This is a genomic window from Mesorhizobium sp. B2-4-15, assembly GCF_006658505.1.
Classification (GTDB): domain Bacteria; phylum Pseudomonadota; class Alphaproteobacteria; order Rhizobiales; family Rhizobiaceae; genus Mesorhizobium.
Genome location: NZ_VFUZ01000006.1, coordinates 185,769 through 198,573, shown reverse-complemented (window position 1 = coordinate 198,573; position 12,805 = coordinate 185,769). Strand labels below are relative to the sequence as shown.

The 12,805-nt window shown below is 63.1% G+C and carries 13 protein-coding genes; 6 read left to right on the top strand and 7 right to left on the bottom strand.

Annotated elements, in window-relative coordinates; genetic code table 11:
- Positions 1 to 21 precede the first annotated feature (21 nt).
- On the bottom strand, positions 22 to 513 hold the full coding sequence (locus FJ930_RS30045) for a hypothetical protein (RefSeq protein WP_181763330.1): 492 nt from the start codon (positions 511 to 513) through the stop codon (positions 22 to 24).
- On the opposite strand from FJ930_RS30045, the gene FJ930_RS09995 reads away from it, so the two are divergent.
- Together FJ930_RS09995 and FJ930_RS09990 are read left to right on the top strand one after the other, a co-directional pair.
- Positions 513 to 1,178: a response regulator transcription factor gene (locus tag FJ930_RS09995; protein ID WP_140746510.1), complete on the top strand. Its 666-nt coding sequence runs from the start codon at positions 513 to 515 to the stop codon at positions 1,176 to 1,178. The genes FJ930_RS30045 and FJ930_RS09995 overlap by 1 nt on opposite strands.
- The gene (locus tag FJ930_RS09990) at positions 1,178 to 2,521 is read left to right on the top strand and encodes a HAMP domain-containing sensor histidine kinase (protein WP_141837196.1); all 1,344 of its coding nucleotides are present in this window, start codon (positions 1,178 to 1,180) and stop codon (positions 2,519 to 2,521) included. The genes FJ930_RS09995 and FJ930_RS09990 overlap by 1 nt, the downstream gene beginning before the upstream one ends.
- Before the next feature lie 7 nt (positions 2,522 to 2,528).
- On the opposite strand, the gene FJ930_RS09985 is transcribed toward FJ930_RS09990, so the two are convergent.
- The 6 genes from FJ930_RS09985 to FJ930_RS09960 all read right to left on the bottom strand — a co-directional run bounded on the left by FJ930_RS09985 (position 2,529) and on the right by FJ930_RS09960 (position 7,776).
- Complete coding sequence (locus tag FJ930_RS09985; protein WP_141837194.1) at positions 2,529 to 4,040, bottom strand: RnfABCDGE type electron transport complex subunit D; 1,512 nt, start codon at positions 4,038 to 4,040, stop codon at positions 2,529 to 2,531.
- Entirely contained in the window at positions 4,037 to 4,756 is a 720-nt protein-coding gene (locus FJ930_RS09980) for an FAD:protein FMN transferase (protein WP_246676855.1), read from the bottom strand. Before FJ930_RS09980 ends, FJ930_RS09985 begins: the two co-directional genes overlap by 4 nt.
- 25 nt (positions 4,757 to 4,781) lie before the next feature.
- The gene (locus tag FJ930_RS09975; RefSeq protein WP_246676854.1) at positions 4,782 to 5,849 is read right to left on the bottom strand and encodes an FMN-binding protein; all 1,068 of its coding nucleotides are present in this window, start codon (positions 5,847 to 5,849) and stop codon (positions 4,782 to 4,784) included.
- A 214-nt stretch (positions 5,850 to 6,063) separates the two neighbouring features.
- Complete coding sequence (locus FJ930_RS09970) at positions 6,064 to 6,489, bottom strand: type II toxin-antitoxin system VapC family toxin (protein WP_141837191.1); 426 nt, start codon at positions 6,487 to 6,489, stop codon at positions 6,064 to 6,066.
- Positions 6,489 to 6,731: a type II toxin-antitoxin system prevent-host-death family antitoxin gene (locus FJ930_RS09965; RefSeq protein WP_140746492.1), complete on the bottom strand. Its 243-nt coding sequence runs from the start codon at positions 6,729 to 6,731 to the stop codon at positions 6,489 to 6,491. The genes FJ930_RS09970 and FJ930_RS09965 overlap by 1 nt, the downstream gene beginning before the upstream one ends.
- 127 nt (positions 6,732 to 6,858) lie before the next feature.
- Complete coding sequence (locus tag FJ930_RS09960; protein ID WP_141837313.1) at positions 6,859 to 7,776, bottom strand: LysR substrate-binding domain-containing protein; 918 nt, start codon at positions 7,774 to 7,776, stop codon at positions 6,859 to 6,861.
- A 123-nt stretch (positions 7,777 to 7,899) separates the two neighbouring features.
- On the opposite strand from FJ930_RS09960, the gene FJ930_RS09955 reads away from it, so the two are divergent.
- The 4 genes from FJ930_RS09955 to FJ930_RS09940 are packed head-to-tail and all read left to right on the top strand — an operon-like array spanning position 7,900 to position 12,758.
- On the top strand, positions 7,900 to 8,940 hold the full coding sequence (locus FJ930_RS09955) for an aromatic ring-hydroxylating dioxygenase subunit alpha (RefSeq protein ID WP_141837189.1): 1,041 nt from the start codon (positions 7,900 to 7,902) through the stop codon (positions 8,938 to 8,940).
- Positions 8,937 to 10,067, top strand: a complete 1,131-nt coding sequence (locus FJ930_RS09950; RefSeq protein WP_141837187.1) for a 2Fe-2S iron-sulfur cluster-binding protein — start codon at positions 8,937 to 8,939, stop codon at positions 10,065 to 10,067. The genes FJ930_RS09955 and FJ930_RS09950 overlap by 4 nt, the downstream gene beginning before the upstream one ends.
- A gap of 46 nt (positions 10,068 to 10,113) precedes the next feature.
- Positions 10,114 to 11,235: a histidinol-phosphate transaminase gene (gene hisC / locus FJ930_RS09945; RefSeq protein ID WP_141837185.1), complete on the top strand. Its 1,122-nt coding sequence runs from the start codon at positions 10,114 to 10,116 to the stop codon at positions 11,233 to 11,235.
- Positions 11,232 to 12,758: an FAD-binding oxidoreductase gene (locus tag FJ930_RS09940; RefSeq protein ID WP_141837183.1), complete on the top strand. Its 1,527-nt coding sequence runs from the start codon at positions 11,232 to 11,234 to the stop codon at positions 12,756 to 12,758. Before hisC ends, FJ930_RS09940 begins: the two co-directional genes overlap by 4 nt.
- Positions 12,759 to 12,805 lie beyond the last annotated feature (47 nt).

Sequence of the window (12,805 nt, the reverse complement as noted above, 5' to 3'; positions counted from 1 at the left end):
GCGTAAGGCTCCACGATCTGCTTACTGATCGCGGACCGGCCTCGATTGACCGGTGATTGCCGGGTTGTCGGCAATCACAGCATCCGCAATATTCGAGCCGAGCTTGCTGGTACTATCTTTGCTGCCTGCTGGACGATGGCTGGCTGACAGCGGATTGACAGCCTTTGTGTGCGAGATGCCTGGTCGATGACAACCATTCTCAAACGACTTGTCGTGGCTGGCCTTATTGGGCTCGCCGCCGTCCAGCCGCTCGCAGCGCGAGCCGGCGAGGATGACGACGGCGATCACGACCGGGCAAGGGACCTCTACGAGCATGGCCAAATCAAGGGCTTTGCCAGGATACTGGATATCGTGCGCGCCAAGGCGCCCGGCGATGTCGTTGCCGTCGACCTTGTCCGCCTTGGGAGCAAATGGATCTATCGATTGCAGGTTGTCGGCGCGGACGGTCGCCGCAAGATCGTGGACGTTGATGCCGGAGCCGGCGTGATCGTGAGAGGCGGGGGGAGCGACCATTGAGGATCCTCCTGGCCGAGGACGAACCCCGGATCGCGGCGGACGTCGCTGCAGCGCTGAAGGCGTCCGGAATGGCCGTCGATGTGGTGCGGGACGGCGACGATGCCTGGTTTGCGGGCGACGTCGAGAATTACGACGCGGCCATATTGGATCTCGGCTTGCCCAAGCTCGACGGCCTCACCGTCCTCAAACGATGGCGAGCCAACGGTCGCCGGTTTCCAGTCCTCATCCTGACGGCGAGAGGCATGTGGACGGAACGCGTCGAAGGCATCAATGCGGGCGCCGACGACTACTTGCCCAAACCTTTCGAAATGGAGGAACTGCTGGCGCGATTGCGGGCGATTCTGCGCCGTTCGACAGGCCAGGCAGCGCCGGTGCTCAGATCCGGACCCTTGCTTCTCGACACTCTTCAAATGCGTGTCTCAGTCCAAGGCGCCCCTGTTTCACTCTCGCCTCTCGAGTACAGGCTTCTGGCGTACCTGATGCATCATGGCGGGCGCGTCGTGGCACCGACCGAACTGGCGGAGCATCTGTACGATTCCGGCAACGATCGAGACCCCAATGCGATCGAGGTCATCGTTGCCCGCCTGCGCAGGAAGCTCGGCAGCGACATCATCAAGACAAGGCGCGGCTTCGGCTATCTCATAGCCGATGATGGCAGCTGATGGGAAACTCGATCCGGTTCAGGCTCTGGCTGGCGGCCACGGTTTCAATTCTCATCGCCCTTGCCATCGCGGGCGTTGGGTTGCGCTATCTGTTCGAACTGAATGTCGAACGGCGTATCGTCAGTGAGCTAACCGTCGACCTCAACGAACTGATCGGCGCCACCGCTTACGGTGCCGACGGCCACCTCTCCGTCCAGACGCCGCTGACCGACCCCCGTTTTTCCATTCCCCTGTCCGGCCACTACTGGCAGGTGGAGGACATCGCATCCGGCTATCTTGTCCGCTCGCGTTCACTATGGGATGCGACCCTTGCACTGCATGCCCACCAAATCGGTGGCGAGCTCAAGGAAATCAAGGAGTTCAAAGGGCCGGAGGGAGAGCTCGCAATCGCGGTCGCGCGCACGGTCATCGATCCCGGTGGCCGATCGTTTCGTGCCATCGTCGCCGAGAACCACCGCAGCGTGGAAGTAGCGGTGAGCGAATATGTTCGCGATCTCGCGCCGGCCCTGATCGTTCTTGCCCTGGCCCTAATGGCCGCATTCTTCATCCAGATCACTGTGGGTCTCGCCCCCCTGGAAAGCCTGCGGGTCGCGGTCCGAAACGTTGTCGCCCAGCGCGCGACGCGGCTCGAAGTAGCGGCACCTCGGGAGGTGCAACCGCTCGCCGATGAGATAAACCGCTTGCTTGAGGCCCAGGACAAGGCGCTCGTACGCGCCCGCTCACGCGCGACAGATCTGGCGCATGGGCTCAAGACGCCATTGCAGGTCCTCTCAGCCGACATCCGCGCGCTGCGGAAGAAGGGCGAGATTGAGCTAGCCGACGATATTGAAAGAAGCGCCAGCGCGATCCGGCGCCACGTCGAGCGGGAATTGGCACGCGCCCGCCTTGCGCCCGGCATTTTCGGCAAGGCCACTTGCCGCGTCTTCGAGACCGCGGCCGGCGTGGTCGGCGTGGTAAAGCGGACGCCTGGCGGCAAGCGTCTCTCCTTCGAGATCGATGTCGCCGATGATCTTGTCGCGCCGATCGATGAAGGAGATCTGTCGGAGATACTCGGCAACCTCGTTGAGAATGCCACGCGCTTCGCACGATCATCGGTACGCATCGCGGCATCCGTGACAGCCGCGGCCGTGGTTATCGCCGTTGCCGATGACGGGCCGGGCATCCCGGACGCGGACCGGCAATCCGTCCTGTCCCGCGGGGTTCAGTTGGACAGCAAGGGCGGCAGCAGCGGCCTTGGCCTCGCTATCGTTTCGGACATCGTGGAAGCCTACGGCGGAAGTCTTGCCATGGCAAATGCCGACCCGGGCCTGGTCGTGACCATTTCGTTCCCAAGGCACGGGTGACTGCTCGTCAGGCAAAGCCGGGGAAGTAGTCGACCTTTATCCTTGAACGGCGCACGCCCATGGCGCGAAGCTTCTGGCGAAGCGCCTTGACCATGGCCTGTGGGCCGGAAATGTAAAACGTCCGCTCGAGATAGTCTGGGAGCGCCAGGCGTATCAGGCGCTCGTCGATGTAGCCTGGATACTGGCCGCGCTCGGCGCCCCGCGCGATGGCATGGATTGTCCTGATGCCGAGTTTTCGTCTGGCAGTGCCGAGCACATCGCGATAGGCGATATCCTGCTGTCCCTCGGTTCCATAGAGAACGACGATCGGGCGTCTCTCGTCGCGGTCGAGCAGATGTTGCAACATGGAGCGGAATGGGGTGATGCCGATCCCACCGGCCAGGAAGGCGATCTTTGTTCCATGGTTCGCCGGAAGGGTGAAGTTGCCTGCCAACTGCGCGGCATGGATTCTGCCGCCGGGTTTCATGGCGATCAGTTCGCGCTTGAAGGCGCTCGATTGCGGGTAGAATTTCACGCCCAGACGGACGGTCTCCTCGGTCGGCGCCGAGGCGATGGTGAAATAGCGGCGGTTGCCGCGATTGTCGGAGCGGTTCATGCCGAGCGTCCACTCGAGATATTGGCCCGCCTCGAAGGCCAGCTTTCGCGGCGAACTGAAGATGAAGTCGTAACTGTCGATGGCGGAGCGCTCTATGCGCTCCAATGTCAGCACGAAGCGGCCCTTCGGCCCAGTCGCGTAAGCAAACACATTGCCAGCGAGCAACGCCAGCTCCGGCGTGAAATAGAACGAGCCGATATGCACGTTGGGAGCGAACAGGAAACCGACGACCGCCGCGAAGGCGATGCGTGGCCAACGCGTGGTAGGCGCCGTCAACGGCTCGGTCAGCATCACGAAGGCGAAGAACAGCAGCGGCGACGAGGTCAGCGTCTCCTTGAGCGCCTCGCCATAGAGCGACGGATCTGTCGTGGCCAGGATAGTGATCAGCGCCACGATCATGAATGCCGCGACGAGATCCAGGCGCCGCAGCTTTCGGACAATGAGAATGCCGCCGACCAGCACGAAGGGGAGCAGCCACGAATTGCCGCCGACCCACCAGGTGGCGGGCTTGTCCAGAAGCAGCGCCGACAGCGCCACGCCGAGCGCTGCCGGATTGAAAAGATGCTTCCGGCCGACTGCGAAGATGAACTTGGATGAAATCGCCCAGACGGAGGCGAATGCCACGGCGCCAATGCCCTTGAGGTCCGTTGCGGTCACCGGATCGAGGATGAGGGCAAGGATGAGCGCGGTGATGTAGACGGACTCCTTGTTTGCCGGAACCTCGAAGACCAGTTCGAAGGCTTTGTTGGTGATCCAGCAGACCGCGAGCGTCAGCGCGGAGGTAAAGACGAGCGCGAGTGGATCGTAGGGCACGAGCTTGGCGAAGGTGAAGGCGAAGGCCGTGACCAGCAGGGCCGTCAGATAATAGAGCACCAGCCTGTACATGGTCAGGTGGTCGAGGAATCGGTCGAGGGCTTTGATCATGGTTCGCATAGATCTCCGAAACCGGTTGTCAGCGTTGCCCGACCGTCGATGTCGATGACATAGCCCTCGAGTCCGGAAAGCTGCTCGATGAAGTGGATACCATCCAGGCCCATTGCGAAGGCGGCGGTGGCGAAGCGATCTGCGTCGAGCACATCGGGTCCGACAACCGTCAGGCTGACGATCCCGGTGATCGGATCATCGAACCCATGCGGGTTGTAGATGTGTTGTCCGCGCGCATAGGTGCCGGAGGTCGCGACGCCGAGACCACGCGGGTAGATGACCTTGACGATTTCATCCATTTTGAAGGGATTGCGGATGCCGACGCTCCAGTCGGTTCCGGAGGCGTTCTTACCGTTCGACTGGACGTCGCCGCCGGCTTCGATGAAGAAGTCCTCGACGCCCGCTTGACGAACGAGGCCCGCGGCGTTGCGGATGGCCCACCCTTTGACGATCCCCGAAGGATCGAGCGAGCCGTCCGGCCTGCGCATGTCGAAGTAACCGCCCGTCTCGTTCTTCGTCCGCTCGCCAAGTGCCAGCACTTCCATCATTTCGCCGCTCCAATCCTTGACCGGAACGTCGCCGCGATTGATGGCGGAAATCTCGCTGTCGGTCTTGTACGTGCTGAAGCGCCGGTCGATCCGGTCGAAATAGCCGAAGACGTCCTCGACCAGCGTGCCAGATGCGCCACCGATGTCGACCGTAATGGGCATTCCCATCAGAACGCGGGTTTCGCGCATCGAATTAGGAAGAAGCCTTCCTCAGCGCGCCGTGGAGCGATTGGATGAAGGCCCTGCTGCTCAGCGTTGCGCCTGAGATGATGTCTACATTGGCGCTTTGCGCGCTGATCGCCTCGTCGCGCAACATGGGCAGCGCCTCTCTGTTGATGCGGACGGAGGTGCTCCGGTCCGAGGGATATTTCAGCACTTTCAGCGCGGTCAGGCGGCCGCCCTGTATGGAAACCTGGATCTGCATAGGGCCATAATAGGCGTCCGTAACGGGACCGGCATATGTTCCGTCCCTGAAACCGTGCGTGGCCGGACTTGTCGCGATCGCCTTCATTCCTGCGCGGATGACGCGAGCCGGTGCTTGGGGATAGTCCGGCCGCGATTGTGGGATAGGGATGTACACGGCGGGAGTTACGGCGAATGACGAAGTCTCCTGCGTTTCAGCAGCGACGCTCGGCTGAGGTTTGGCCACGGCTGGCGCCGGTGCCGGGGCAGTGGGCTGGGAGGCCGGCACCCGCGACGCCTGCGATAGCCTGACCGCGGCTTGCTCCGGCTCTGGTGCGGGCATCGGAATAGCCGCCGTCATTTCCTTGCCGACCGCCGACGACGGCACGTCGACACGGGGCTCCAGCCGCGCGCTGTGCCGGCGAGGCTCGAGCAAGGCCGGCGCTGGGCTAGGGGCGGTGTCCGCGGGTGTTGCGGGGATGGCTGGCTGCCCGACATCACGCTCCGTAGCGTCGGCAGGAAGCGCCGAACCAAGCATATCGTCCGTCTGGGCCTTGCCAGGTTGTTCCCAGACATAGGCGCCGGAGGCGGCGATCACGAAGAGCGACAGGGCAATCTTTTTCATCCGCGTTTCAATCCAGCTTGGCTTATGCACTAGCGAATCCATTCTGGATCGCTTGGGACGCATTATCCCACGACGAAGCTGACAATTGGCTGTCAGTTGGCAACGGCTCCGCCGTTCGACCTCGGGCGCAACGGCGCAGACCTGTGCCACGGCGACGCCGGGCTTCTCCGTTTCCTGCACGATCGCCCGCTTCTGCTCGTCGCTAATCCGGCGGCAATCCGATCGCCCGTCCACCGCTTTTTCAAGCGATATCTGCGCCGCGCATAATCAGCAGCGCTGCTCAATTGGGTCCGGGCACTCGGCCTGTTTCCAGTTGTTTTGCTTCTGTTCCGGCGAATTAATTTGCGTTGTTGGTGCTAGGCCCACACCCAAAAAGACGCGGAAAGGGCTTAACTGCGTCAAGACAATCGAGTGGGAGTGAGGGGTAAAAGCAGCGGGAGGGCCTGCTTCATGTCAGCAACCGCGTCGGCACACCGAGCGCTGGACCGGCCTCGCCGAGCCGCTGGTCGAGCGTGTGCACCGTGGCGCCATGCTCCGATGCAATGGCGAGATGCAGCACATCGCCGGCTCGAAGCCCAAGCAGATGCTGATCTGCAAACTTCGCCGCGGTCCGGAATTGCCTGCCCATCACGCCGAGTACGGTGAAGCTCTCGGCGACCAGCTTGTTGAACATGGCGAGCGCCCCGGCGCGCTGCTCCAGGCTGATCTGGCCGGTCCGCAGCTTGATCGCCATGGCCGAAGACATCTCGGTGATGGTCCAGTCGCTGATCAGAAGCTGCGCCGCATCCTGCTCCGCCAGCCAGGCCTGAACGCGCGGCGTCATCGCTTCATTGGAGAGCGCCGCGACGATCAGCGACGTGTCGAGATAAAGCATCAGTAGCGGTCGCCGTCCCGCATCGCTCGCACCAGATCAGCAGCGCTTTCAGTCTGCGGCTGCATAGTCGCCGTCAGGGACCGGAGCACGGCGGCGTCGATCGGTTTGCGAGGCTTGGCCACGGCGGTGAGCCGTGCAACCGGCTTGCCGCGCCGAGTGATGTCGATTGAATCGCCTGCCTCGACCCGGTCGATCAACTCGCTCAGATGGGCCTTGGCATCTGCCAGATTGATCTCATCCATGCCATTCTCCTGACCATATAGATGGTCATATAGCGTGTTCAGCTTAAGAACTCCAGCGCGACCTCTCGATGCACGTATTCGCATCCGCAGCTGGGCGGCGAACGAGAGCGGGACATGAGGACATCAGTTAGCCCGTTAACGCTGCGCCCATCCGCTTGGAAATCGAAACGATCCATGCGCGCAGTTCCGGACCGAAGGGCTTTTGCAAGGCGGCACGGTCCCAGGCAAGGAAATAGGCCTGGGGCAATCTTAGACGTTGATTGAAAGGTATGACGAGCCGGCCGGACGCGATGTCTTCGGCGGCCATCGAAAGTTGCGCCAGCACGATGCCCCTTCCGTTTGTCGCGGCATCGATCGCGGCGCTCGACAAAGAGAAGGCGACTTCACCTGAAGCCTTTCTGTACGACGCCCTGATGCTTGCGGCCCATTCCGCCCAACCTGGCGGCGAGCGGTGGTCGCGGGCCCACTCTATGCTGAGAAGCGGCAGATCAAGAATGTCGGCGGGTTTGCGCACAGGATGCTTTGCGAGCAGCGCCGGCGAGCATGCCGGCACCACCCAATCCGTGAACAGTTCGGTGTAGTGGTTGAAATCACGATACTTGTCACCGTAGGAAATACGGAAGTCGAACTCTTCTGTATCCAATCGGGGCTCTGTCTCGGCGCCGACCAAGCGCACCGTCGCGCCGGCATGGCTGGCCTGCCAATCCAGCAGTTGCGGGCCGATCCATTTGCTGGCCAGCGATGGCAGGCAGGAGACGGTCAAAGTGTCCGCGGAGCGGGCCCGTTCGATGACATCCTGAGCCTCGCGAATCTGTTCGAATCCGACGGAAACCGCTGCGTGATAGACACGGCCCAACGCAGTGAGGGCCACGCTCCTGCCGCGCCGTTCCAACAGCCTCGCCTCCAGGGCATCTTCGGCCTTGCGTATCTGTTGGCTGACCGCGCCGACCGACACTCCAAGCTCGTTCGCCGCGGCGGTTACGCTGCCGCACCTGCCGAAAGCCTCGAAGGCCTGTATCGCACGCAACGGGGGCGTCTTGTTCACCTGGGCAACGATCCTGGGGTCGGCTTGATTTAGTTTTTCTAAAATAGAACGCAGATGCAAGCCCTATGTCGTCCCAAGCTCGCACGATATCCGTTTTCGTGTTCACAAGCTGGGGAGGACGCCATGTTTCTTCGAAACTGCTGGTACGTTGCCGCATGGGATCATGAGGTCGCCGACCGGCTGGTGCCCGTCCGAATCCTTGGCGAGGACATTGTCCTCTACCGACGGACCGATGGCCTGGTGGCAGCGCTCGAAGACGCCTGTCCGCATCGCAAGCTGCCTCTGTCCATGGGCCGCATCAAGGGTGACACGGTCGAATGCGGCTATCACGGCCTGACCTTCGACAGCACGGGAACCTGCACGCGGGTGCCGGGCGCGGAAAAGATACCGCATGTCGCATGCGTCCGCTCCTATCCGATCGCCGAACGCTACGGGCTGCTCTGGATATGGATGGGCGAGGCGGCAAAGGCCGATCCCGCCTTGATTTTCGAGGTCGACCACTGGGGCGATCCGGCATGGGGCGTCAACCGCGGCGAGTCGATGTCGCTGGATTGCAATTATCTCTACATGACCGATAACCTGCTCGATCCCTCACATGTGTCGTGGGTCCACCAATCCTCCTTCGGCGGCGTCCAGGCCATGGAGGATGCGCCGCTCGAAACCACGGTCGGCACTGACGGTGTGACCGTGTGGCGCTGGGTCGTCGATGCGGAGCCGGCGCCTTTCTATGCGCCCTTCCTCAAATTCGCCGGCAATTGCGACCGCAAGCAGCACTATGAGGTGCGTTACCCCTCCAACGCGATCATCAAGGCGATCTTCGTGCCGGCCCGCACCGGCGGCGAGGGCAAGCCGCTGCACGAGGATGTGTTCCTCATGGACAGCTACAACTTCATGACGCCGGCCGATGAGAACCAGACGAAATACTACTGGTTCCAGATGCGCAATTTCGCGCCCGACGATCTGGAGGTTTCGCGCCAGTTCGCCACGTCAGTGCGTGGCGCCTTCGACGAGGACCGCGTCGTGCTCAATGCCGTGCACAAGGGCATGGCCGACAAGCACACACCCAATCTCGATCTGAAGATCGATGTCGGGCCGCTGCGCTTCCGCCGCAATCTGGCCAAGCTGATCGCCAGCGAGAGCCAGGAATTGGCGGCCGCCGAATGAACGCATTCACCGCCCGCGACTCTATCGCAAGCAGCGGGTTTCGCGACCTGAAGGTGGTCGCGAAGGTGAAGGAGAGCGCCGTCATCACGTCGTTTCATTTCGAACCGGTCAATCCACGCGACTGGCGCGCTTTCGAGCCGGGCCAGTTCCTGGTGTTCCGCATTCCGGTGCCCGGGAATGCCGCTGGCGAAAGGGGATACGTGCTGCGCAACTACAGCGTCTCCTGTTCGCCGGCCAGCGAGGGCCGCTACCGGATCAGCGTCAAGCGCGAGGTCGCACCCGCGCCGGGGCTTCGCGACGGGACAGGCTCGTGCTTCCTGCATGACCGGATCGATGTCGGCGATGTGCTTCAAGCTGAAGGGCCGCGCGGCGATTTCGTGCTCGACAGGACCAGCACCCGCCCGGTCGTGCTGCTCAGCGGCGGCGTCGGGCTGACGCCGATGGTGTCGATGCTGCATGCGCTGGCCTCGACGCCGGACCGCCAGGCCACCTTCATTCACGCCTGCGAGAACGGCGACGTGCATGCGTTGCGCGACGAGGTGGCGGGCCTTGTCGCCACCCGGCCCAGGCTGATCGCCCATTACTGCTACCGATCGCCGTCCGAGCGCGACAGGGCCGAGCGGCGCTTCCACAGCGAGGGCATGATTTCGCGAGACGTGCTCCAGCGCCTGCTGCCGATCGATGACTATGACTTCTACCTCTGTGGGCCACCACCGTTTATGCAGGCGATCTACGCCCTGTTGCGCGGCCTTGGCGTGCCGACGCATCGCATCGCCTACGAATTTTTCGGCCCGGCGACGGTGCTCGAACCGGATGCGGTGCGAGCTCCCCCGGTTCCCGTGCAATCGGCAAGGATCGAGGCGACCGGCGAGGCGACAACCGTGGAATTCCGAAAATCGGGCCTCAAGGCGGTCTGGGACGGCTCGGCGGCATCGCTGCTCGACTTCGCCGAGCATCAAGGCCTGACACCGGAATTCAGCTGCCGGGCCGGCATCTGCGGCACCTGCAAGTCGCGGCTGGTTTCGGGAGAGGTCGCCTATTTCGAAGAACCGCTGGACGAGCTCAGGGCAGGCGACGTGCTGCTGTGCTGCTCGACGCCGCGCGGATCAGTCGTCCTGGATATTTGACAAGATCGTCGTGCCGCGCGTGGCCAGGGGAAACGGAAGTCGGGATTTGGAACAGTCGGTCAAACCAGCGTCGAGCCTGCCACTCAATCCGCATGTCGCGGCATTGCCGCCCTACAATGCCGGCATGAACATCGCAATGGCGCGGGCGCTGAGCGGGCGCCACGACATCGCCCGGCTTGCCAGCAACGAAAACCCCGACGGTTGTTCTCCTGCCGTCACCGCCGCGCTGGCCTCCTCGTCCTTTGAGCCATGGCGTTATGCCGATCCGGCCTGCACGGCCTTGCGGACGGCACTTGGCGATAGACTGACGGTCGACCCCAACCTGATCGTCGTCGGCAATGGCTCCGAGGAGATGATCGCCGCCATCTCGCGTGCCGTCCTGGTGCCGGGCGCCTCGGTGGTGACGACGGTGCCGAGCTTCGGCTTGCATGAGATAGAGCCCCTGGCGGCGGGTGCTGATGTCGTCAAGATTGCCATGACACCGGAGATGGACTTCGACCTTGCCGCGCTCGAATCGGCGATCACCGCCGGGCCACGAGTGGTCTTCATATCCTCGCCCTGGAACCCGGTCGGCCCAGGTCTCGACCGTTCCAGCTTGCGACGGCTGATCGGCGCCGTTCGGCCCGGCACGCTTCTCGTCCTCGACGAGGCGTATTTCGAGTTTGCCGATCCCGGCGCGCCGGACGGCATCGAGGTTCTGCGCGACAGTTCTATCGACCATGTCGTGCTGCGGACCTTCTCGAAGGCTTATGGCCTGGCCGGACTGCGCGCGGGTTATGCCGTCTGTTCCGGCCTTGAACTGGCGAGAGTGATTGCCGCCGCGAAGACGCCGTTCAACGTCAACGCCGCGGCGCAGACAGCCGCTATTGCCGCCCTTGCCGACGAAGGTTGGATGAAGGCGTCGGTGGGGCGCATCAGAGGCGAGCGTGCCCGTGTCGCCGCCGCGCTCGCCGGTTTTGGCTTCCAGGTCGCGCCGTCGCAAACAAACTTCCTGTTCTTCGAGGGCAAGGGCGACAGTGCGAGCCTCGCCGCTGGTCTCCTGGAGCAGGGGATTATCGTCAAGGCGTGGCGTGAGGCCGGCTATGAGCGCTTTCTGCGCGTCACTATCGGCTCCCCGGCGGACAACGACCGGCTGATCACTGCGCTCCAGGAATTGACGGGACAATGAGCGGCGGCGCTTCTCCAGGGCAAACGAGCTGGATAGGCCAGGCGGTGCCATTGCCTGTCGTCGACAGCATCCGCGGTGTCGTCGGCGCCTCGAACGTGCGGACCGGCGACGATGCCACGGCAATCGACTTTGGGTTGAACGGCACGGATTGCGGCGCCGGCATTATTGTCACGCCTTCGTCGACGGAGGAGGTCGCGGCAGTGGTGCGCATCTGCCGCCGCAACGAGGTTCCCATTGTGCCGCAAGGCGGACGGACCGGCCTGGTCGGGGGCAGCATTTCGCGTCCCGGCGAGATCGTCCTGTCGACGGCGCGCATGAACCGCATCGATCGGCTCGATCCGGTCGAGCGCGTCGCGGTGGTCGGCGCCGGCGTCACTCTGGAAGCCCTGCAGGAGGCCGCGCTCGAACACCGGCTGGAACCGGGCATAGACCTTGCCGCGCGCGGCTCGGCCACGATCGGCGGCATGGTGTCCACCAATGCCGGTGGGGTAATGGCCTTTCGCAATGGCGTCATGCGCCATCGCGTGCTTGGCCTCGAGGCCGTGCTGGCCGACGGATCAATCTATTCCGATCTGACCCGGGTGGTGAAGAATTCCGCCGGCTACGACCTGAAGCATCTCTTCATCGGCGCCGAGGGCACGCTCGGCATCGTCACCCGCGTGGTCGTCAAGCTCGACCCTTCGCCGCGAGCCACCGCCACCGCGCTGTTCGGCCTGCCGTCGGTCGAGGCGGCTTTGCAGACCATCCGCATGGCGCTGGAATCGGATGTCGGGCATCTGCGCGCGGCGGAGGCGATGTGGAACTCGTATTTCGGGCTGGCTGCCGCCGCGCATGGATGGTCAGAACCCGGGGTTGCGCCCGAGCAGCCGCTGTTTCTCCTGCTGTCGCTTGGCGGGGCCCGCGAAGACGCGCTGCGCGAGGATTTCGAGCGGATTTATTCGGAAGCGATGGACCGCTATCCCGAAGCGACCGGCATCATTGCCGGCTCACGGCGGCAGGAGGACGATTTGTGGCGGCTGCGCGAGGACACCGGCGTGCTTTACCGCGCTCATCCCAATGCGCCTTCCTTCGACGTATCCGTGCCATTGTCGGAGATTTCAACCTATCTCGAAAGGATCATACCCGGCCTTGCCGGGATCGAATCGGAACTTGTGCCCTATGTCTTCGGCCATCTGGCCGATGGGAACCTGCATATCGTGCTCAACCGCCAGGGTCCGCTGGCTCCTCACATCGCGAAGGCGGTCGAGGACGTCCTGTATCAACAGCTTCGGGAGATTGGCGGTTCCTTTTCCGCCGAGCATGGCGTTGGGTCGAAGCGCATCCATTCCCTGCTGGCGACAGCCGACCCGACGAAACTCGCCGCAATGGAGCGGGTGAAAAGAGCACTGGACGATCAGTCGATCATGAACCCGGACAAGGTGCTTGCCTGCGATGCCTGGTTCGTCCGGTCCTGCAGCCCGCTACCCTCCGGCAACGAGCGCCGATTGCCCCTTAAGAACGCGAGCGACCTCAACGATGAATAGCCCCACGGCGGAACGACAGGGAATGAACGGATTGACCGCAGCTGCTA